General features: G+C 45.2%; 13 protein-coding genes. 8 read left to right on the top strand and 5 right to left on the bottom strand.

All coding sequences use genetic code 11. From position 1 onward, the window contains the following. Nucleotide 1 precedes the first annotated feature (1 nt). The 5 genes from IEY24_RS05940 to IEY24_RS05960 all read left to right on the top strand — a co-directional run bounded on the left by IEY24_RS05940 (nt 2) and on the right by IEY24_RS05960 (nt 6,593). A complete protein-coding gene (locus tag IEY24_RS05940) occupies nt 2–835 on the top strand; it encodes an oxidoreductase (RefSeq protein ID WP_188929609.1) in 834 nt (277 codons plus the stop codon). 76 nt (nt 836–911) lie between these two features. Beyond that, complete coding sequence (locus tag IEY24_RS05945; RefSeq protein WP_188929611.1) at nt 912–1,829, top strand: AraC family transcriptional regulator; 918 nt, start codon at nt 912–914, stop codon at nt 1,827–1,829. Nucleotides 1,830–1,928: 99 nt separating this feature from the next. Beyond that, on the top strand, nt 1,929–2,573 hold the full coding sequence (locus tag IEY24_RS05950; RefSeq protein ID WP_188929612.1) for an SDR family NAD(P)-dependent oxidoreductase: 645 nt from the start codon (nt 1,929–1,931) through the stop codon (nt 2,571–2,573). A 12-nt stretch (nt 2,574–2,585) separates the two neighbouring features. Beyond that, nucleotides 2,586–3,242 carry a putative quinol monooxygenase gene (locus IEY24_RS05955; RefSeq protein ID WP_188929614.1) on the top strand — a complete coding sequence of 219 codons (657 nt, stop codon included), beginning with the start codon at nt 2,586–2,588 and terminating at the stop codon, nt 3,240–3,242. Nucleotides 3,243–4,166: 924 nt separating this feature from the next. After that, a complete protein-coding gene (locus IEY24_RS05960; RefSeq protein ID WP_188929616.1) occupies nt 4,167–6,593 on the top strand; it encodes an ABC transporter permease in 2,427 nt (808 codons plus the stop codon). A gap of 668 nt (nt 6,594–7,261) precedes the next feature. Here the strand turns inward: IEY24_RS05960 and IEY24_RS05965 are convergent. The 5 genes from IEY24_RS05965 to IEY24_RS05985 form a co-directional block, all read right to left on the bottom strand. After that, entirely contained in the window at nt 7,262–9,040 is a 1,779-nt protein-coding gene (locus IEY24_RS05965; RefSeq protein WP_188929618.1) for a serine hydrolase domain-containing protein, read from the bottom strand. Nucleotides 9,041–11,076: 2,036 nt separating this feature from the next. Then, complete coding sequence (locus IEY24_RS05970; RefSeq protein WP_188929620.1) at nt 11,077–11,610, bottom strand: hypothetical protein; 534 nt, start codon at nt 11,608–11,610, stop codon at nt 11,077–11,079. 57 nt (nt 11,611–11,667) lie between these two features. Then, complete coding sequence (locus IEY24_RS05975; RefSeq protein WP_188929622.1) at nt 11,668–12,579, bottom strand: hypothetical protein; 912 nt, start codon at nt 12,577–12,579, stop codon at nt 11,668–11,670. Nucleotides 12,580–14,189: 1,610 nt separating this feature from the next. After that, nucleotides 14,190–15,938 carry a RagB/SusD family nutrient uptake outer membrane protein gene (locus tag IEY24_RS05980; RefSeq protein ID WP_188929624.1) on the bottom strand — a complete coding sequence of 583 codons (1,749 nt, stop codon included), beginning with the start codon at nt 15,936–15,938 and terminating at the stop codon, nt 14,190–14,192. 44 nt (nt 15,939–15,982) lie between these two features. After that, a complete protein-coding gene (locus tag IEY24_RS05985) occupies nt 15,983–19,066 on the bottom strand; it encodes a SusC/RagA family TonB-linked outer membrane protein (protein ID WP_188929626.1) in 3,084 nt (1,027 codons plus the stop codon). A 190-nt stretch (nt 19,067–19,256) separates the two neighbouring features. Here IEY24_RS05985 and IEY24_RS05990 point away from each other — a divergent pair, with 190 nt between their 5' ends. From IEY24_RS05990 to IEY24_RS06000, 3 genes are all read left to right on the top strand, one after another. Further along, nucleotides 19,257–20,300, top strand: coding sequence for a phosphatidylinositol-specific phospholipase C1-like protein (locus tag IEY24_RS05990; RefSeq protein WP_188929627.1), 1,044 nt, complete (start codon nt 19,257–19,259; stop codon nt 20,298–20,300). Nucleotides 20,301–20,765: 465 nt separating this feature from the next. Beyond that, the gene (locus IEY24_RS05995; RefSeq protein ID WP_188929629.1) at nt 20,766–21,458 is read left to right on the top strand and encodes a hypothetical protein; all 693 of its coding nucleotides are present in this window, start codon (nt 20,766–20,768) and stop codon (nt 21,456–21,458) included. A gap of 344 nt (nt 21,459–21,802) precedes the next feature. Then, the gene (locus IEY24_RS06000) at nt 21,803–22,132 is read left to right on the top strand and encodes a helix-turn-helix domain-containing protein (protein ID WP_188929632.1); all 330 of its coding nucleotides are present in this window, start codon (nt 21,803–21,805) and stop codon (nt 22,130–22,132) included. The last annotated feature ends 3 nt before the right edge of the window (nt 22,133–22,135 follow it).

A 22,135-nucleotide genomic window follows, 5' to 3' on the forward strand; every position in this document is an offset into this window, starting at 1 on the left:
AATGAAAAAGGTATGGTTGATTACCGGTTGCTCTACCGGATTTGGTAGGGCAATCGCCCATGCGACACTCGAAGCGGGCTATCTGGTGGCCGTGGCATCGCGGAAAACGGAGGATGTCCGCGACCTGGTCGACGCGCACCCGCATACAGCGTTCCCCGTGCAGCTGGACGTGACGGACTACGACCAGGTACGCTCCGCCGTGACAATCGTCCTGGAAAAGTTCGGGCGGATCGATGTGCTGGTCAATAATGCGGGCATCGGCTATTTTGCTGCCGTGGAAGAAAGTGAAGAGGCCGACATCCGCCGGATGTTCGAGGTGAACTTCTGGGGCCTGAGTGAAATGACCCGGCAGGTATTACCTGTCATGCGGGCCCAGCGCAGTGGGCACATCATCAATATTTCGTCCATCGGCGGGCTGAAATCCTTCCCGTCGCTGGGCTACTATCATGCCACCAAATATGCGGTCGATGGCCTTTCGGAGGCACTTTTCAAAGAGGTGAACCCATTGGGTATTAAGGTGACAATCGTCGCGCCGGGCAACTTCCGCACCGACTGGGCCGGGCGCTCGGCCAAGGATAGCCCTTTGGTGATCGCGGATTACGCCGCTACCTCCGAGGTCACCAAACAATGGGTGCGCGGGATCAGCGGCAAGCAGGAAGGGGATCCCGCATTGGCCGCGCTGGCGATCATCGAGGTGGTGGAAGCCGCCAGGCCTCCGCTGCGCCTCTTGCTCGGGCGTGATGCATTGGATGGAGCCCGCGGGAAACTCGCCGAACTCGCCGCCGATTATTCGGCCTGGGAGGACACTACACTAAGTTGTGATTTTAAGGCTTAAGCAAAAGCACCTGGCAACCGTCAGGTGCTTTTGCGCGTATTTTGAATAAATTTGTATAAACCTCTTACGACCGGCTATGATCAAGACAACCCTGGACAGCAAAGTGATAGACACCCTGCGCGATTTGCCCGATATGATCCCCGTTTTCCGCGAATATTACGACGACTGGACGATCCGGGTTTTCAACAGGGAGCAGCACGAATGCAGGAACTATCTGTCGCCAAACCGGCGGGAGTTTTACAAAATCCTGCTCATTACCAAAGGCACAGGCGTTTTTACAATGGGCCTCAATACCTATTACATCGAGGAACCGACATTGCTGTTTATCCATCCCAACGACATTATTTCGTGGAAAAACCTCTCGGACGAGTCCGGCGGATATTATGTGTTGTTTAGAAAGTCGTTTATCAACCAGCATTTACAGCTGAAAGCAGTGATCGATAAATTCGCTTTATTCTCTGAAAAATCGAAGAGCGTAATCCGCCTTACCGATGATGAGGTGCCGCGGATCAGCCAGTATTTCGAGAAAATGCAGGAAGAGGAAATCGGTAGAAGTGCATTCTGCGAGGACGCTATGCAGGCGTTTTTGCAGCTGCTAATGGTCGAAAGCATGAAGGTAGCCCGCTATCCCAAGCCCGACGAAGTGACTGAGGATTTTACCCATATCCACCATTTCTTCAATTTGCTCGAAAAGGAGACGGCCGGCATTAATTACAGTTCCCCCATCCGCATTAAAACCGCCAAGGAATTTGCCAGCAGCCTGCATCTACACCCCAACTACCTGAACCAGCTTTTAAAAAAACACACCGGCCAGAATGCGAGCACGCACATCCGCAACCGCATCCTGGACGAAGCCAAAGCATTGCTCGTGCAAACGGATTGGAGTTTGCAGGACATCAGCCACAGCATAGGCTTCGCCGAGCAGCCCAGCTTCAATTTATTCTTTAAAAAGAATACCGGGTATACGCCCGCAGAGTTTAGAAGGAATTTCTAATCACATCTTTGAATTTCATAATACCTGCTTTAGAATTCGTAAAATTCCGGCCCGCCTCTCTGGCGAACTTTGATTTATCAAAACAAACAGAGAGACACAATGAACAAGTCACTATTGATCATCGGCGCGGGCACCGGATTGAGCCGGGCCGTTGCCGAGCGGTTTGCAGCAGAAGGTTTTACGATCAGCCTGATTAGCCGAAATGCTGCTAATCTTGAAAAGGTAAAAGCAGGGCTGGGCGCACAAGGTATCACCGTTTCCCACGCGACCGCAGATGCCGGAAATGCATTACAACTGGAAGAGGCCATTGAAGCATTGGCGGCGCGGGAGGGCGGCTTCGACGCAGTGCTTTATAATGCGGCGGTGGTAAAGGCGGTCGACATTATGGACGAAGATCCGGCACTTCTGGTAAGCGAATTTACCGTGAATGTCGCCAGCGCATTGACTTCCCTGCAAGCGACTTATGAAAGTTTGAAACAAAAGCAAGGTGCATTTCTGCTTACCGGCGGCGGCTTGGGCGTGAACCCGGCTGCATCGTACGGTTCGCTGTCGATCGGCAAAGCGGGCGTTCGAAGCCTGGCTTACCAACTGCACGAGCGGCTGAAAAACGAAGGCATTTACGTGGGATTACTCACCGTGGCCGGGTTCATCAATCCTGAAAGCGAAACGCATTCGCCCGCATTGCTGGCCAGCCTGTTCTGGAAAATGTACGCCGAACGTTCCGAAACCGAAATTCATCAATAAAACACCCTGCTCATGGAAGCATTACATCAAAACGACCATTGGGAGCAGCCATTGGTGACATTATTTGTTAAAGTTGCTGCAAAACCCGGTAGCCAGCAAAAAGCAAAGGAAGCGCTACTGGCCGACGTAAATGGGGCGCGTACGGAAGCCGGGAACTTCAAAATGGAGCTTTATAGGGCCAGTAACGATCCCGACAGCTTCTATTTATTCGAACGGTGGCAGGATCGCGCGGCATTGGAGGATCATTTCAAACAACCTTATACCCAGGGTGCATTCGACCTGCAAGTAAACCACCTGACCGCGCCGATCGAGATGAATTACCTTGAAGAACTCTGGCCGGTTTCGAGGCCTTACGAAAAGGAAATTCATCGCCCGTTGACCACGCTCATTGTCCCCTTCGAAACCAGGCCGGAATGTGGGGAGGAATTTATTGCGCATTTCCAAAAGTTCGTACCGCTGGTTCGTGAGGAGCCGGGCAATGTGGAATTTCACTTTTACCGCGTCGTCGGCAGCGACAGCCGCTTTGTACTTTATGAACGATGGGAAGCCCAGGAGTACCTCGACGAGCACAATCGCCGCCCGCGAACGGCTGCCTTCGTGGCCGACATATCGCCGTTGCTGACACGTGCAGTGATTGATTTTGTACGGTTTGCCCAAGATATCAGTTAACTAAAACCGTTATGCTATGAATGCGATTGGATTAACGTAAATTCTGCTCTTTTACTTTCAACCGTAATCCGCAGATAGATCAGCGCCGGGCCTTTTTGATAGTTTCTCGGCTTCTTCAAATAGAAAAGCAGACTCAGTTTTGTTTTCATACCCTTTTCAGGTCAAAAAGTTGAACAAAAGTAGTCTTGCAAGCCTAATCAGCGTAAGATGTTCACGGCGTGAATATCTTGATTTTCAATTTGTTACGAGTTTTCTTGTGGGTAAACTTTGCAGGCTGAATGACTCACCAAAACTTTAAGAATATTTGAACGTTTTGGTATAGTAGGGGCAAACAAAAACGCCTGCAATCGTTTGATTTGCAGGCGTTTTTGTTACTTCTTCTGTGATCCCGCTGGGAACAATTTGAATCTTAAAAGCGCTTGTTTATCAACGAGTTGGAATTCCTTTCAAAATAGGTAACCGAAATGGTAACCGGTTCTTTTAGCTTGTTTTGATGCGTTTTAGCATCGAGTTGCTATTTCGAAGATACGAAATCCTTGCGAAAGGAAGATTATTGTTGTAATAGTTTCTTGGGATTCAGTAGAAGCATTGGTGAATTATATTGCAGAGTACCGTGAATTGCAATTCATTTACCTGCTAGTCTAACGGTTTATCCTTTGGAGCTACGACTTATCTTAGTGCTTTTGAAGTATTCCCGATCAAGTTCATAGGCCTACCAGTTTTCCTAACCTCAGGAAAATCAGCGTGTGCGAAATAGGACTAGCATGTGCGAAATCGGACATGCAAAGAGACTAAAAAGTACTCTCCAAAGCGATTTCGTACGTTTATCGGGTCGGGTATAATTGTTGTTCACATGACTAGAATATGCTTCGAGTGGCCAACTGCCAGCGCAATGTGACTACGGTAAATAAAAAATGTCGGAATATGCTCCTTAATTACACGATCATCGCCTTACGTAACCTTCGGAAGAATAGTACATTTTCATTCATCAACGTGTTCGGATTGGCAACCGGCTTGGCCGTAGCGTTGCTTATCTCACAATATGTACGTTTCGAGCTGAGCTACGAGCGCGAAAACCCGTTGGCGGAACGGGTGGTCCGGCTTTCCATGGATTACATGAATGGGGGAACGGTGGATGCCCAGGATGCTGAGACTTACCCGCCGATTGCAGCAAGGGCATTGCGGGAAATGAATGAGGTCGAAAGCTATGCGCGTGCTTACCCGTTGCGCAACCGCCTTTCGGCCGTGCAGATCGGTGACCGGTACTACCAGCTTTCCAACGTGTATGCGGTCGATTCGTCTTTTTTCCGGATATTCAACTATCCGCTGCTGCGTGGTACGGCGGGCAGGATTTTCGGCAGGCCCAGGGAGGCGGTGCTGACCGAAACGATGGCCCGGACCTATTTCAATACGCTGGATGTAGTGGGAAAAACGATTAAGATTCCGAGGTCAAACAGTAGTATTCTAGTTGAAATAGTGGGCGTAGTGCCTGATTCACCAGTGAATACGCATTTGAAGTTCGACATGGTTCTTTCTTATCCGACGATGCTATCGGACTTTGGCGAGAGCGAAGACAATTGGAACAATAACAATGCATATACCTATCTGCAACTGACTAACCAGACTACTCAGGAGGCGTTTGCCCAATCTCTCGAATCGTTTACCGCCCGGTTGTTACAGGAGAAGCGCTTTCGCAACGAGCGTGTGGTCGCACAAAAAATCGGCGATATTCATCTTTACTCTCACAAGACATTTGAAACCGAGGCAAATGGCGACCCAAGGTCGGTGTATTTGCTGCTCGCTGTGGCGATACTGGTCCTGCTGGGCGCCTTCGTAAATTATGTGAACTTAACAACGGCCAGGGCGCTGGACAGGGCAAGGGAGGTCGGAGTGAGAAAGGCTGTCGGCTCGAACCAGCAGCAGATCCGGATGCAGGTACTGGTCGAAACGGTACTGGTTAATTTGCTCGCCGGAGGGCTGGCTGTCGGCATGGTGGCAATGCTCCAAACAGCATTCATCGGTATCACCGGCTTACCGGAGACATTTACTGTGCTGGGTGATGTATTTTTCTGGGAAAGCGCAGGAGCGTTTCTGTTGCGCAGCGTGCTGCTTTCGGGTTTTTATCCAGCCGTTGTGCTCGCCTCGTTTGAGCCCGTGAAGGTATTGAAAGGTAACTTTTCTACCTCGGTCAAAGGAGCATTCCTTCGCAAATCGCTGGTCGTTTTCCAATTTGCGGTGACATTGATTTTATTGGTTCAAACCGTGGTCGTGTATAGGCAGGTGAAGTACTTGCGGGAACAGGAGCTCGGGCTCAACATAGACCATACACTGGTTGTAAAAGCACCTGTCGGGGCCGATATCCGTCCGGATTACAACGAATTCCGCCAAATGCTGCTCGAGCAGTCACAGGTGAAAGGCGTTTCATTTTCTGAAACCGTGCCAGGAATGGGGACGGCGGGAATGGGTACTACCACCGGTGTAAACCTTTCGGGGGCTGCTCAGAAAACCTATTACAACTATCATGTTACCGGTATTGACACTTCATTTATCGATCAAATGTCGATCCGGTTATTGGCCGGCAAGAACTTCGATGCGACAACCCGGCTGGGCTTTCGGGACACCACCGATCGGCAGCTCATCGTCAATATGGAGACGCTCCGGTTGTGGGAGATCAAAACGCCGCAGGAGGCAATCGGCAAACGCGTCGATCTATGGGGCAATCGGGCAACGATCCGGGCGGTCGTCGATAACTACCATTATGACTCTCCCAAAGTGCCGCATATTCCCATCATCCATTTGTATTCGCCCCGGTTCGACCGGTACGCGAGTGTGAAATTTGCGCCCGGTAATCCCGCCGAGCAATTGAACGCATTGAAACGCGTGTACGAAGCGAATTTTCCCTATTCACCTTTCACCTACTTTTTTCTGGATAGCGAGTATGATAAGCAGTATAAAACCGAAGACCGCTTCCGCCAGGTCTTTGGTTTCCTGACAATCATCGCGGTTGTGATTTCCTGTCTGGGATTATTTGGGTTGGCTACATTCACCGCTACCAAACGGACGAAGGAAATCGGCATCAGGAAGGTAATTGGCGCAACGACCAGTGATCTGGTGGTGCTATTGTCCAGGGAGTATTTTAAACTTATCACCCTGGCTATCGTTATTGGTCTGCCCGTGACGTACTTTCTGGCCAGCGCCTGGCTCGATAATTATGCCACGCGGGCGTCGCTTACGCCATATTTGTTCGCCGGTCCGGCGTTGACAATGCTGGTGCTGGTGCTGGTGTCGATTAGTGTGAAAACCATCGCTACCGCACTGCTGGATCCGGTTAAATCCCTTAGGAGCGAATGATCCATTCCTTTTAAATTTATAAGGCTTGTACGTTTCGCCAATGGTGCGTCTTGATGAGACATGAAGAGAATCAGGTGATGAACCCCATTGGGCACTTTTCAGCATTTACGTGTCGATATCGATAGGGAAATGCTTTCCGTTGCTAAGGAAAGAAGGAATTTAGAGATTTCCGTTGGCCACTCGTCAAATTGCTTTCGCACATCTTGTCCGGTCCTGCGTTAGCCCTTCACCGCTAAGTAAGACGAGCTATGGTTGCTTCTGACGCTTGATTTTAATACTGTTGAGTACAAAAGCTAAACCGTACTCGACTAGCAAACAGAGCGGGTTACTGAAAAGGTTACCGGATGCTTTGACAAGACTTGGAGTAGAATGGTATACTTATCTTCGAGAAGTGTCCCAAAAAAGAAAGTTTTGAGGGAGAATAATGAAATTTGAGTTGCTAGAGGATATCCCGCTGGGAACAATTTATATCCCATAAGCGCTTGTATATCAATTTCTTAAGAATACCGGCAAAAAAGGTAACCGATTCTTTTAGCTTATTTTGACGCGTTTACGCATCGAGTTGTCATTTTGAAGGTACGAAAAACGACCCGAAAAGTTTACAATTGCCGTAGTCGTTTCATAAGATTTAAATCGGAGACAAACTTTATACTTTAATTTAATCCAATTCACTTGGACATTCGAAAACTGAGTCCAGCGAATTCGAGGATGTGATACGAATCATCTTCGCGGAATTTCACGTTAAAACCTCCAAAACCAGAATTTACCCCACTGGTCAGTGCGTAACCAGAATCGATTACATCCAGCGGGATCTCATTAGAACTACCCATTGTTTTCAGCCTGAGCATAAGCACGCTGTCTGTTGACAAATACAATTCAGCGCTCTTGAACTTACTGTCCCCAATCAACATTTGATATCCGTAATGCTCATAGATGCCAGTCTTTTTCGTCCATATCGCAGGATCAATCGGCGTCAGGCGGTATCCCAGATTGTATTCCCTTCCTTTCACTCTTCGAGAAAGAAAAATGTTGTCGTTGATGCCTTTAAAAATCAGACGCTGATTACTTCTGGGAATCGTGTCTGTGGTTTTAATGTCGTAAGGAATGAATTCCGTTTCACTCACGGGTTTTAACACAATCTTTGCCCCGCCGTTTACCAGCATAAGTTGGTGGCTATCCATTTTAATAACGTTATAGGAGCTTGATTCGGCATAAATCCCGGAAAATCTCGCCAACACGCTGTCAGGAAGAGCAACCAGGTCTTTTTCCGTACTTACTGAATGGGTATTAGGTATAGGAAACAGGTCAGGGATACTTAATCCGAACCTGGGTAGGAGATTAAAGCAAAAATTCTCAGCCGCCTGTCCGCCTTCCGCGGTATTTGTCATCACTATTACGGCTGCATTACTTTTGGGTATCAATAGTAGTTTGGCATGTGTAAAGCCGGCGCTACCCGCATGGTATACAGCAAAAGTTGAATCATTGCGGAACATAAACCAGCCAAGTCCTTTCTTATTTGTTTCCAATGGCACATGGCCGTTTTGCAGGGAAAACATTTCTTTTGCTGTCGCTTGCCTAAGCAGCCGGGTCGATTCGCCACGGTAGGCCTGTAACAGGCCGATAGCATATCTGGTGAAGTCGTTCATATCTGTGTAAATACCCCCGGAGGCAATGTCCCGTAATTCATACTCTTGAGCTTGCTGGCCGTACGCATAAATTTTTGTACGATTTTTAAGCCGGTCCATTGCGAAGCCTGAGTGCTTCATCCCTAAAACACCAAAGATATTTTTATGTACGTAATCTGCATAATCTGTCTTGGTAACATCTTTGATCATATGCCCCAGGATGTTGTAGCCAGCATTCGAATATAGTCCTGCCAATCCTGCCGGATAAATTAGATGGGTTTGATTGATGAAACCGAGTACGTCTGTGTATTTTCCCGAACCGAGATCTGAATTCTTCCATATATCTGACTGGATGCCGGAGGTGTGCGTAATGAGCGTTTTCACGGTAATCGAATCCAGATGAATTCCCGGGCGTGCCAGGGGACGAAAATTTGGAAGATATGTTGTTAGCGGCTTTTGGATATCGAGAAGACCACGCTCTACCAATTGCATGACACTAAGCGCGGTAAAAGTCTTTGTTACGGATCCTATATTAACTACGGTGTTAACCGTCATAGGAACTTTGGTCTGTCGGTCGGAATAGCCGAATCCTTCCTTCCAAACCACCTTGCCGTCCATAATAATCGCCGCGCTGAGCCCAATAATTTTATCCGTTTTTAGTTTTTCTGCAAAGTACTTCTCAGATTCAGTTATTAGGCCTGCGTAAGTATCACTCTGTGGGTGGGCACGCCGGATTTGCCCAAGAACAGGCGAAGTAGTTATCAAAATTAAATTCAGCAACCACAGTGAAAAGATAGTTTGTGCCGGTTCGATGCCTTTCATGGATACTTAATTTGTGGTTATAGGGTTGAATCTGGAATTAAATGTGAATTTAACATTTCACGGAATCTGCGCTAACCAGATCCAGGAAACCCTTTTAAATTATTTATTGAGGTTTTTTGGTAAATGGTCAGCGCGGCTGCCGCAAAGAACTATGGCGGGCATCGTTACGCTACGCGGCCCGCCGTCCCGGACAATCAGAATTTTTTCAGCCGCAGGCACTTGTATTGAATGAGCGGACAGCAGGTTGCTCAATGGTCGGTCGAGCAGGCGGAATTTGCGAGTGCCAACAACAGAGCTATCATAGGCCGTAAAGTTTCATTTTTGATGAGAAATACCGTCTTTTTTGATGTCTGCGGTCCAAACGAGATGATAACTGGATTTGGTTAACGCAGACCTTGTTTTGATACGCAAGTATTTTTATCCCGAATTACAGGCACTATTCGCTTCGGGTTGTCGAGCGTTTTGAAAATTGCTTAGGCCAATTTATATTAGGATTATGCCTCGTGGATTAATTTGTTTTTTGCAGGACGTCCGGACCTTTGCCGTCGCGCTGTTAACGATCATGTCGTGCACACGTGAGAAGGCTTCAATTCAGCAGCGGGATCTTGCGGTCTTAAAGCAAAAATATGATGGGCGCACGGTCGAAGGGCCCGATGAATTCACCGTTCTACGGAGATCCATGGCTTTATAGGCTAGGCTAACCAAACTGTTGTACGCAAGGCAGGTTACCGAAAAGGTTACCAGATGCTTTGACCTGAATTGGATCGGAATGATATGCTTATCTTTTTAAGAACTCGCAATAATGAGTTCTTTGAACGAAAAAAGCGCCCTTTGAGGCACTTTCGGTTGTCCCGCTGGAATCATTTTTATCGCCTAACTGCCTCATAAACAGCAGTATTTCAAACTTCAATTTCCAGGTTACTGGATAGGTTACCAGATAAAATGATCGACTCTGTCGTATTTTGATCGATTTCAGTTTACAAGTTATAGTTTTTGAACTTAGTCTCCAAGACAGATTTGTTCAAAAGGCCTTGGGCAAATACGATGGCAACAGCCAATTCGATCTTTTCTCCAAGTCTCCTTGTACCTCCATAAGTGTTACACAACTCAGCAAGGCCTATGGCAGGAGTTGGGCATGACGGTCGGCGATTAATAAATTGAAAAAAATCGCGATTGATAATTTCATTCGCCAACCCAAGCGGAGAAATTCCCGAATCACTTTTCATACGTGCATTTTGCATCAAATTTGAGCAACAGGATAACTACGTGGTCTTTCCCTTCGAAGCCACGATAGTAATCCATAAATAGGGGCAATGCGAGGCCGATCCTTCCTCCATATTCAATTCGCACATCCGGCGACCTATTTCAGGCCCGTAAATATCAAAGGGTTTATGACCCTCTACGGGAGATGTTAGAACGGTGTGTTCAGGAAAACTTTATGCATGAAAATCATTTAGCAATATGGTCATTTGTAGATCGCCCGGAAGATATTATTGGTGCGCTGAGTATAGCCGGCTCAGATTGAATAGCTTCTAAACGTATTGACTTATAAAGAACAAACTCATTTTCAAGAATTTGACGAATGCTGTAATTTCCTTGCTGAAAAAATAACTGAACATCTTCCAAAAATAACCGTCAATTCAAAGTTGTAACTCGAAGCGACAATATCTGCTGGCTGACTGCTTTAAAGCCCGGCAGTGGCAGCTACCGAAGGGGAAAATCTTCAAAAATGAGTGTTGAAGGGTCGTGCTCATGTTGTTCTCATTCGGCTGACGAAGGTCCCATAAATCTCCATAGAGATAGGCAGACACTGACACCAGACCGTACTCCTCTTCTTTTAGCAAGCAATACCAACATTCTTGGGTTCCCGACAGAGCAACAATTACCCACCGCTTGTCCTCACTCAATTTTGATTCTTCGGCAAGACGGAATACAACGTTTTTGTATAGCACTCGATGGCCCTGCCATAGCACTTTACCAATTAGGTAATGTGGCAATGCGGTGGTTCATTCTGTGAAACGTTCAATTATTGACATTTATTCGAAATATTTATCATGTCCATTTTGTGAACCTGGTGGAACAATCATAACCGTATAGTTAACTACATTTTCAAAAAGAGACTTCCTCTTGTGCTTAATCGACCGAACAAGAATGACATAAACAGCCCCACCAATTAATGGGCCTACGGCCGCTTGCGGAATATGTTTGAAATATAAAAGTTGCCCTATAATTACGCTGGCTACTAACGAAGGGACAACACCTCTCTTATTTACGCTTAATTTTTCAATATTTTGTATAGAAGAAAACTTGACTATTCCCCCGCTACCAGGAACGAGTCGCATTTTCTCCAAAGTGAACCCATCTGCTCCTACTTCTTGAATCCTTCCAAAGAAGAATCTGTTTGCACTTTCACCATCCGAAGCTATGCATTGTACAAAATCGCCTTTGTCAACAAATTGACTTTTTCCACTATTCAGCAACTTTATTTCAAATGAGTCGGTTTGCGCTTTGGAAAGATGGCAAAGCGAGGACGCAAAAAAAATAAAAATGACAATTCCCCTAAACCTCATAATAAAAAGAATATGTCCCTACAAGTGCTGTAGGGACATGTGATTACCGCATATGATCTATGAGCAGGATACTAGACATATATAATTTCCATTAATACAATCATGTATTCCGTTAACAAAACCAACACCAGCACCACAAAGAGCTCCAAATTTTAAGCCATCAATCGCCATTCCGAATGGAGCACCAACTCCCAATCCGTAGATTGCGCCTTGTATGGCACCCTTCACCAATTTTGTTAACACAGTCGCGTGGCCATTAATTATCTTCCTGATCACTTTACCCAATCCAGAAAAGAAACCTGATGTTTGCATTCCACCACCAGCACTAGTTGAATTCCACCAAGCAGGATTTGCATAGCAATCTACAACATCTATTCCATAATCCGTTGTAACTTGCTCAAATAAGTTCTCATAGGCGAGAATAGCTTCATTTAGTATTCTTCTTTCGTTTGTCGTGAGAGAGGAGTCATTATTAATTAGTGTTTTAACCGGATTTAGATACACCGCTATCGCAGCACTTAACATTGAAGTCGAATAAGTTTGTGAATTACAAGCTGTAGTATTTGCAGTACAATACGTTTGAAGCAAATCTTTTGATCCGTTTTTAATTGCTGCCTCTATTTGAGAATAGTAATTAAAAATCTTCGTATATGCTGGATCTGTCATATATATACTGGAGTTAGCAAGAAGCTCTGCTTGTAAATCGTCATACCATGTACCAGCTGATGAGCCATAGGTCGAAATGAGTTGCATCCTGTAATCCCAGCTAGCAGATTCCATTGTAGGGCAGGTCTCGTCCATCGCCGATAAACGCGAAAAAGCATCTTTTGAAGCTTCTTGACTATTTGCTTTGACCGATGGAGTAGGGTCATCATTATAGTTACTACAAGACGAAATGACTATTGAGCAGAAACAAAAAACAAGGATAGTTACTAGAACACGAACAGGATTGTTGTTAACAGTTAACATAATTATTATTGTTTGAGGTTGAGAAATAAGAAATACATAATTTAGCTGATGAATTATAAAAAAGAATGATTTGGCCAAAAGGAAATATACCCTTTGGCTTATCTGATACTTCTCGTTGAGGCAAAATTCAAGACATTATAAAACCACTATTATAGATTATCATCGGTCTGGATATACTGATCTAGGAATTAACTCACATCACAGCAATAATGCTTTTAGTAATCATGTTATCCTAGGCTACCTGTCCGCAGACGCATAGAGTCTTCTAGCTGAAATTTGCCAGTCAAATTAAAGCGTCTGCAGCCTAATAAGCCAATAAAAATATACCAACAAACTTTATTTCAATATTTGCTCATAGTATTTTATCACCAATGATCCAGCTATATCTTACAAAAATATTATCAAAGACAGATTGATATTTTTGTAAGATATATTCAACGGAAAGCGTCAAAGCCTTCTCCGAATGCGGAGCCACCGTAAAGCAATTCAATTATATGATTTTCATATACTTATATGATTGAACACATAAGTACACATCTATTCATGCCTGCAACTAAGAAATGGCAATAACAGAGCATAACGACCACAATCGTTGCAAGGAAATTTCAAAATTTAATGGATTATATAAGCCGCATCTAACAAGGTTAGACCTAACGATGAAACCTATACGAACAAGAATGAGTTCTTAGTTATTCGGAGTGCCTTTCAGTTACATCAAATCTATTTAATTAGTTATTAAACACAAAATAATTCGACGTTTTTTTGCAAAATATTTTCGTTGTATTGGCAATGAGCAAACGCGGAAGAATTGATTAAAGAGTATAATAGGCTGACCGATCCGTCGTAGGCAGTAATTTTAGACTTTTATATTTAAATAGAAGGAGGAAACACTATTTAAGGACTATGGATTCTCTACCAAACATAGTTCGAGTTCGCACAGGCTACCAGCAGAGAAGTCCACCACCTTGCTCTCTCAATTGTATTCTGCCCAGTGTTACTTTAATCGCAATGAAAAGAATAATGCACTGATCGAGATCAATATTTCCCAAAATCAATTAGATAGAAAGTGAATAAGAAGGTTAGAACCCCTTTGATTTTTGCATTGACAGCTGGAGTGCTAAACTTTCTCCAATGATTTTTGACGAACTAGAGCCAGACGCAAACAAGAAAGTGAATGGTCGTAAGAGACAGCACAGATGGCAGAATATAGCTTGCTTACGTTCGTGCTGCTAATAAGCCCGACGGCAATGCTGGTTTAAATTTTTCGCTGGATATTCTTTGCCAGAACAATAGCCGACAAAAGCGATAGCCTAAAAAAGAAGAAAGTGTAACCCGGATCAAAGTAGTTCACGATGCCCTAGGAGTACTTGCAACAGGTCCCTATTACTGGCGGTGCCACGGAATTGCTTTATACTGATCAGATATTCACTTTCAACGACAGTGAAAGGGATCATAAATAGCAAGAATCTGCCTAGATGCCTGCACAGAGCAAAGTGAGTATGAGGACTTACAAACAAAAAAGTAGCAGACCAAAGTCTGCTACTAGTGAAAATCTAAATTTATCAATCTGGAAACCTGTATAGGTTTTTTCAGGACTAGTTAGAGTCGATTTAATATCCCTGATTTTGTACGAGGAACCCTTCCTGTGCCGAAGCTCCGTCGATCGCTCTCTGAGGGATTGGGAATAGTCGTTTGTTTACGTTTTTATCTGTTTTTTCCGTCCAGTTACCTTCGTATTTTCCAAACCGGATCTGATAGTTTCTTCTGAACGCTTCCCAATACAATTCAAATCCCGACTCACGGAATAAGATATCGAGGTTAATGCTGGTCAGCGCTTTCGGAGTTTGAGCTGGTCGGGCATTCCTTGAAGTTCTTAATGTATTGACGTCAGCCAAAGCCCCAGCATTATCGCCATTTCTAAGCTTCGCTTCGGCTCGCATCAGGTAAATCTCTCCAAGACGTATTAATACCAAGTCAACACTGCTGTAACTACAGCAATTGTTACCGGTATGGCTGAATTGATATTTTGAAAACCGGTAGCCCGTGTTGTGCAAGCTGCCCGGACCGGTAAAATCGACGTTCCGTGTATGGTTTACATAAGTTAGGTTCGCTCCGCTGGTTCTCTTGTTGATCACCGGATAGATCTTTACCTTGCCGTCTGCGGATCTTAAAATATTGCCGCTTCCATCCTTTCTGGGGCCCCAGATAATTCCGCGCAAAATCCCTCTGTCTATTTCAAAGGACGTGGCATCTATGGAATAATAATGCTCGGCGTCGTTCAACGGAGTAACTCCCGTAAGGTCTTTCAGGTTTTCCGGTACGATCGTATTCTTTTTGAAAAAACGAGCGTCAGCGTCGGCTGGATCTATATTACCATAGGCATCCACCCAGGTTTGATAAAAGTCGGGCGTTGCCGCTACGGCGTCAGTTCCGCGCGTGTTGGGGAACTCCGGTCTTGGTATCTGGTCGCCGGATATGGACCAATATGCCCATCGCTGCTGATCAGTCTCCAATACGCCGCGTTGGTCGAGCGCAAAAATGAGTTCCTTATTAGTATGGTTATCGTCGCTGAACAAATCGAAGTATTCAGGGGACAGCGAATACGGCCCTGCAATGATCTCATTGGTGTATTTAGTCACCTTATCCATATCCTCCTTTTTAAATTGGGGTGTGCCATAAGGATCGCGATAGACGGCAGCATTCAAATATAAACGCGCCAATAACGCCTTCACCGCATTTTGGTTTAACCGGCCCGGATCACTGTCTTTCCTAATTTTGTCAACTACCGATAAAAGCTCGCTTTCGATATAACCAATTGCCTCCTGCCCTCTTAGGATCTGAGACACCTCGCTTGATAGCTCTTTTTTGAAGATCAAGCCCCAGTTGTCCAATGCCAGCATATTCAGGTACGCCTTCATGGCAACCATTTCGTAGTAACCCGCCTGCGCACTTGCATTACCCGTCTTAGCTGCTTCATTCAATCTTTCCGCGGCAATTACGGCTCTGGATAAAGTAAGGGTAATTTGCGTCCAGGTATCGCCAACAAGGCCGTTACTTGGGGTCATCAAATGCTGGTGAACAGCGATGAACTTGCCGCCGTCGTACCAGTCGGTGCCGCCGCGATAAGGAAGGATACCCTCGTCAGAAGCTACCTCCTGCAGTCCGAAATTGTTTGTATGCAGCCATACACCGGCGCGGAGGAGACCATATACCGGGGCTATGGACCCGCTTACAAGTTCCGCCTGGCCCGTTCCTGTGAGGGATTCGTCAAGAATTTCCTCGTCAAGGTTGGTACAACCGACAAAAGCCGTTAGAAATGCAATGATCGTCAGCGCTCTATAAAGTCCTGTATTTTTCATTGTAATTTAATTTTCAACGAATCGTAATAATCGTTTTTGTTCTGTTAAAATGTCACGTTAAGGCCAAGCAGGAAGGTTCTTGCTCTAGGATAGGTAAAGCGGTCAATACCAAATGTCTGGATTCCGCCGGCAGCCGATCCCGTATTCACTTCCGGATCAAAGCCTGAATAGCTGCTGATGACAAACAGATTCTGGCCAGTCAATGTAAGGCTGGCACGTTGAATAACATTCCCGAGCTTTGACCCCGCAAAATTCAGGTTGTAAGCCAGCGTAGCATTGTTCAACCTCATAAACGAGCCGTTTTCCAGATAGCGGGTCGACACAACATTGGCATTGCTCAATGCCTCATTGGGGTATTTGATAGCAAAATCAGTAGTGTTGTTGGATTTGGCCAATTGTGCCTTGCTAAACAAGGTCATGGTCGTATGATTGAAAATCTTGTTGCCGGCTACACCATTGAAATTCAAACCGAGGTCAAAAGCCTTGTATTTGAAGTTCAGGTTATATCCATAGATGATCTTGGGGATTGCGCTTCCCACCACAACACGGTCATTGTCTAGTATCGCCCCATCTCCATTCGTATCCCTGAATACATTTTGCCCATTGTCCGGATTAATTCCATCGAATTCGTACATATAGAATGCGCCCAAAGGTTGACCATTAATATAGCCGTTAATAGTTGCTCCCGACTGACCGGAACCCTGTGCCGCCCCAGTCGCCAACACTGCGTAAGGTGACTTCTTAACTTTATTTTGAATATAGGTGAAGTTACCTCCGATATTGTAAGAGAAGTCCCGGCTCGGGTCGCTGCCGTAATTCAATGTCAGTTCCACACCATTGTTCTGGATTTTCATATTTGGGATATTGGTCCAGTAGGTTGAAGTGGGTTGAACAGGATCGGACGGAACAACTTCCAGAAGGATATTGGAAGACTGCTTGTTAAAATAATCCAGCGTACCGGTCAATCGGGATTTAAAAAATGCGAAGTCAATACCCAAATCTGCCTGCGTGGACACCTCCCATTTCAGATTAGGATTTGCCAATCTCGTGAAAATAATCCCATACGGATAGCCTTGCAGGGAAGTAGCATCGGTATCAATGGGATAAGTGCTTACGCTTCCTGTACCTGTTTGCAGGCGTTGTTCCAAATAGCTTGCTTTTGTAATCTTGGATGGAATTTCCTGATTACCAGTCTGGCCCCAACTTGCGCGTAATTTAAGGTTGTTGAAAACCGTATTGTTCATGAAAGCTTCCTTCGAGATGTTCCATCCAGCAGCAAATGAAGGAAAATAGCCGTATTTATTATTCTGCCCGAACTTGGAAGATCCATCGGCGCGGAACGTACCGGTGAACATATATTTATCAGCAAAAATATAGTTGACCCTTCCGAAAAAAGATTGGAGCTCGTTTTTCAAAGCCTCCGAATTCACCGCCGTCGGCAAAGCCGTTGTACTTGTGTGGTCCTGATAAATCGGGTCGATATTATTATTTGCAAAGCCTCGATAAGTAGTAATTCTGGTCTCATCCAAAAACTTTTGATATGAATGACCCGCTAAGAGCGTAACACTATGATCCTTGCGGAACCAGTTATACGTCAGCGTATTCTCTACAAGCTGATTGGTATTTCCGCTTATTGCATTGTCCAGGACGCCATTTGAAACGTCTGACTCATTCACCACCGCCGGGAAGGGCTTGTACTGTTGATTTCTGGTTGTGGTAGAATAATCCACGCCAAAGTTCAACTTGTAGACCAGACCATCCAAAATCTCAATGGATGGCGAAATGTTTGCCAGAATACGGTGATTGATAGCCTTGTCGCTGAACAAGTTATACCTGGCAAGCGGATTTAATGCATTGGTGTTCAACAAAGTCGGCACACCGTTGGTATACGGAGGAATCGTCGGATTCAGCGTGAGCATGTCGCTCATGGTAGAAGTGATATCCGGGCGTAAATTTTCAGTACGCGAAGCCGTCAGGTTATAGTCCACTTTCATCCGGCCGTTGAATGCCTTCTGGTTCAGGTTCAATTTTCCGGAATAGCGTTTCAGTCGGCTGTTTTTCAGGATACCCTCCTGGTCCTGATAGCCCACGGAGGTAAAATAGGAAAAGCTTTCGCTGTTGGCCCCGCTCATCGATAGATTGACCGTGTTGGATACGCCTGTTTGAGACAGCTCGTCCTGCCAGTTCGTATTAGCCCCAAAATCCTGCAAAGTCCCGCCCGTAGCTACAACCTCTCTGCGAAAAGCGTCGGCGTCGAAAACGTCTATTTTCTTAGCCATAGAAGATATTGCCGTAGACGCCGCCAGAGTCATCTGCGGTTTTCCCTTTCCTTTTTTAGTGGTAATCACCACAACCCCATTGGATGCCCTGGATCCATATACGGCTGTCGCACTGGCATCTTTCAGCACATCGATACTTTCGATATCGTTAGGGTTGATGAAAGTAAGCGGATTTGTGGGAACGCCGGTGTTGGAATTGTCGAGCAAAAATCCGTCAACCACGTACAGCGGCTGGGTTCCAGAGCGCAAGCTGCCGATACCCCGGATAATAATGTCCTGCGCAGCACCCGGTTCACCGCTGTTTGCAGCGATGGAAACGCCGGCCAATTTGCCTTGCAGCAATTCGCCTGGGTTTGTGACAACGCCCCTATTGAAACTTTCGCTGCTGATGGAAGAAATAGCCCCGGTAATATCCGACCTTTTCTGTGTGCCGTAGCCGACTACAACCACCTCATTCAGTTGCGAAAGGTCCTGGCCTAGCTGGATAGTGATCGACGATTGGCCATTTACGGGAATCTGTTTGGTGGCATACCCTACAAAAGAAACGACCAGAACGGCGTCGGCATCGGCATCTATCACAAACTTACCTTCGGCATTCGTGGATGTCCCCTTTGTTGTTCCTTTGACGACCACTGTCGCACCCGGCAGCGGCGCTCCGGCCTGATCTGTAACGGTACCCGAGACCGACTGTGCAGCAGCCTCCGTGTTTGTAAATGAACTTTCAGCTTGAAACGAAAGCTTTGTATTTACACTCGCAGGAAATGCCTGGGCCGGGTTGGCAGTCAGCACAACCCAGGGCAAACATGCGGAAAGACCTACGAGCTTAGATAGACGTAATTTTGAACGCATAAAATTTAAGTTTTTACTTATTATCCGGGTTCAAAATTACTTTCGGGGAGGCGAGAGGTGAGTTAAACCCGATTACCATTGTATTAACAAAAAGTTACCAGGCTTCAGACATCGGCAACTCTGGTAACAAAAACTTAACACCGCTGTCTTCGCTGCCCGGCTACCTTTGCATTGTACGAAACCATCGCCAATGAAAGCGCTATTAGGTCTATTGCTCGCCGGCTGTTTTCCGGCTTTTGCCCAAACGGATGATAATCTAAAAATCAACAAAACGCAGGTAATCGGTTCTCACAACAGCTATAAACAAGCCATAGATCCGGCATTGTTCGCGGCATTTTCCAAGAAGGACTCTGCTTCGGCAAGCTCGCTCGACTACGAGCACATCCCAGTGACAGCACAGCTTCACCTTGGCTTGCGCAACCTTGAAATTGACCTGTACCCTGATGAGAAAGGTGGAAAGTATGCGAATCCGAAAGGGCTGGAAATAGTCGCAGGCCAAAAGCCGTATGACCCGCAGGGTAAAATGAAAGAGCCCGGGTTCAAGATTCTGCATGTGCCAAACCTTGATTTCCGGAGCCACTATTTCACCTTGGCAGATTGCCTCGACGACCTGAAAGCATGGTCAGAGGCGCATCCCAACCATACCCCGGTATACATTACCCTTGAAGTGAAGGGAAAGATTGCCGATGGTAATGGGACTGATGGCATTGTTGCCAACGACTTTGACAAACTGGATAAAGAACTTCTTGCACACCTTGGCAAGGCGCATATTCTCACGCCTGACATGGTAAAAGGTAAATACGAGACCCTGGAAAGTGCCGTGTTTCACGATAACTGGCCGACATTAAAAGAGGCAAAAGGTAAGTTTGTATTTGTACTTGACGATTCGGGCAGCAAGCGGGATATGTACATCGACGGCCACCCGTCACTAACCGGCAGGATAATGTTTGCCAACGCTTTGCCCGGCACACCGGAAGCCGCTTTTCTTATCAGAAATAATGCCAAGTCTCCTGAAATACCCGATCTGGTAAAAAAAGGTTATCTCATCCGCACCCGCGCCGACTCCGATACCCGTGAAGCGAGACGCAACGATAAAACTACATTCGAGGCGGCATGCAAATCCGGCGCACAGATTATTACAACGGACTACTACCAGAAAAGTACCCACTTCAAATCTGACTATTCGATTAGTTTCGAAGGCGACACCTATTTTAGGAAGAACCCGCTGTATTAACCACGGCAAAAAATCTCTCCGATTCCCTTACCGGGAATAGCACATTAACCTCTGTAAACTTCCGATAGGGTTGGACAGAACTTATAGTCTGACCCTGTCTTCAAAAATAGTTTTAAATCGGATCGCACTGACCGCGAACTTCGAAACTATGGTTGTTAACCTCTATATCCGGTTCGACGGCTGTAATTTGTTCACGTCGATTTCCAATAAAGGCCAATGTATTTCGACTACTTACTGTTGCAAGGTCTGTGAAATCAAAAGGCACGATCCGGAAGGGCAGTCAATCAAGGCAAAACTCGTTAATGAAAGAATCATTGAGATTTTTTCGTTGAAACATTTAACTCATTCACTAGCGTTGAGATTTCCAAAAATAACAGATAACATCAAGAATCGTCAAAATAAAACTCATAAAACGTAGTCCTTTAAGCTTAGGAACAACAAGCATCACACATCTCTAAGATAAAAATGAAAAAAGTCCGATTTTTTAGTTCAGTATTTCTTGAAGCTCTCGATCAACGAATAATTTCGATACTAGACAGTCATAAAATTGCTGCAAAACAAACAAGTTTTGAATTGAGAAATCATCAACTTAGGTTAGATAAAAAAATAAACGAGGAACTAAATTTTTTAACAGCAAATAAAGATTCTGCTATTATAGAATATAAACTTAAGCAGGTATATGCAGTTGAAAAAGATATTGCTAGAAGAAGTGCGTTCATTGCAAGGAAAAGCGAGCTAACAACAGCAATTTCGATATTTGAAGAAATTATGATAGAGATGCGAAATATCTTGGTAAACGAATTAGATTTGTTAGGTCAACAAGCATTGAAAATAACGCCGCCGCATCGACTACACAATATCATACTAAGTGAGATATCTATATATTCCAAAAGCTTAAATAGCTCATGGGCCCAAATTAGGGAAGCAATTGAAATTACACCGAACCTTAATCAAAGTGTAGATAAATTAACCGACGAAACAAGGGAAAAAGTAAAAAGCATAAGATCAATAGAAACAGTAAAACTAAAAAATGAAAATGAGATACTAGCGTTAGTAGATTGCAACTACCACCAAGAAGTAATAAGGTCAATCGAAGTTTATTTTCTCGAAATGAACAATAATCTCAATAATGCCATCAAGAAAAAGGCAGATAAGTAGACTCGTTCCATATTAGAAGCCAAAAATGCACGGCACCAAATGCCTAGAAGACCAAGCAAATATTGTTCGTTCTGAAGTTTCATCAGCGGAATAGACAAATGCGCTAAGTTCAACGTTACGCGAAGGCCCTTTGGTCCGAACACGGATAGAGCTGAACGACAAATCCAATTTGATTGAGATTATATCCTTGCGCAAGCCTCAGCAGAGAGTATGCCGTGAGGCGTCCCCAAAATCGAGCTGCCTGACTTCACATGGCAATACGATTGTCAAACCCATATATATCACGAAAGACCGTCCTGTCGGGGGAAAAGCAAAAAGAACTATGGGAATCATTAGAAGCACAAATGCGCCGAGATCTATATTTTACTGACTGCGATTTGAACCTTGACAAATTAGCCAACCTGACCGGTATCAATAAATACCACCTCTCCGAAACGCTGAACAGTTTCGCTGGTAAGCCATTTTACCAATATGTCAACGAGTACCGCATTGCTTACGCTTTAAAGGAGATGGAAATCATTTCAGGCCAGTCAGAGGAGTTCAATTTTCTTTCTCTCGCCTACAAATCGGGTTTTAAAGCTAAGTCGTCCTTCAACAGGTATTTTAAGGAGATTACGGGCTTTACGCCTTCGGAGCATCTGAAAATCTTACGCCAACCGAAAATCATCGTATGAGGT

This window comes from Dyadobacter endophyticus (assembly GCF_014641595.1).
In the GTDB taxonomy this organism is placed as follows: domain Bacteria; phylum Bacteroidota; class Bacteroidia; order Cytophagales; family Spirosomataceae; genus Dyadobacter; species Dyadobacter endophyticus.

What these genes read in the sequence shown, in the direction of transcription:
- IEY24_RS05945 (WP_188929611.1), top strand. Translation starts at nt 912, where the DNA reads ATGATCAAGACAACCCTGGACAGCAAAGTGATAGACACCCTGCGCGAT.
- IEY24_RS05970 (WP_188929620.1), bottom strand. Translation starts at nt 11,610, where the DNA reads ATGAGGTTTAGGGGAATTGTCATTTTTATTTTTTTTGCGTCCTCGCTT.
- IEY24_RS05975 (WP_188929622.1), bottom strand. Translation starts at nt 12,579, where the DNA reads ATGTTAACTGTTAACAACAATCCTGTTCGTGTTCTAGTAACTATCCTT.
- IEY24_RS05990 (WP_188929627.1), top strand. Translation starts at nt 19,257, where the DNA reads ATGAAAGCGCTATTAGGTCTATTGCTCGCCGGCTGTTTTCCGGCTTTT.
- IEY24_RS05965 (WP_188929618.1), bottom strand. Translation starts at nt 9,040, where the DNA reads ATGAAAGGCATCGAACCGGCACAAACTATCTTTTCACTGTGGTTGCTG.
- IEY24_RS05960 (WP_188929616.1), top strand. Translation starts at nt 4,167, where the DNA reads ATGCTCCTTAATTACACGATCATCGCCTTACGTAACCTTCGGAAGAAT.
- IEY24_RS05985 (WP_188929626.1), bottom strand. Translation starts at nt 19,066, where the DNA reads ATGCGTTCAAAATTACGTCTATCTAAGCTCGTAGGTCTTTCCGCATGT.
- IEY24_RS05995 (WP_188929629.1), top strand. Translation starts at nt 20,766, where the DNA reads ATGAAAAAAGTCCGATTTTTTAGTTCAGTATTTCTTGAAGCTCTCGAT.
- IEY24_RS06000 (WP_188929632.1), top strand. Translation starts at nt 21,803, where the DNA reads ATGCGCCGAGATCTATATTTTACTGACTGCGATTTGAACCTTGACAAA.
- IEY24_RS05955 (WP_188929614.1), top strand. Translation starts at nt 2,586, where the DNA reads ATGGAAGCATTACATCAAAACGACCATTGGGAGCAGCCATTGGTGACA.
- IEY24_RS05950 (WP_188929612.1), top strand. Translation starts at nt 1,929, where the DNA reads ATGAACAAGTCACTATTGATCATCGGCGCGGGCACCGGATTGAGCCGG.
- IEY24_RS05940 (WP_188929609.1), top strand. Translation starts at nt 2, where the DNA reads ATGAAAAAGGTATGGTTGATTACCGGTTGCTCTACCGGATTTGGTAGG.
- IEY24_RS05980 (WP_188929624.1), bottom strand. Translation starts at nt 15,938, where the DNA reads ATGAAAAATACAGGACTTTATAGAGCGCTGACGATCATTGCATTTCTA.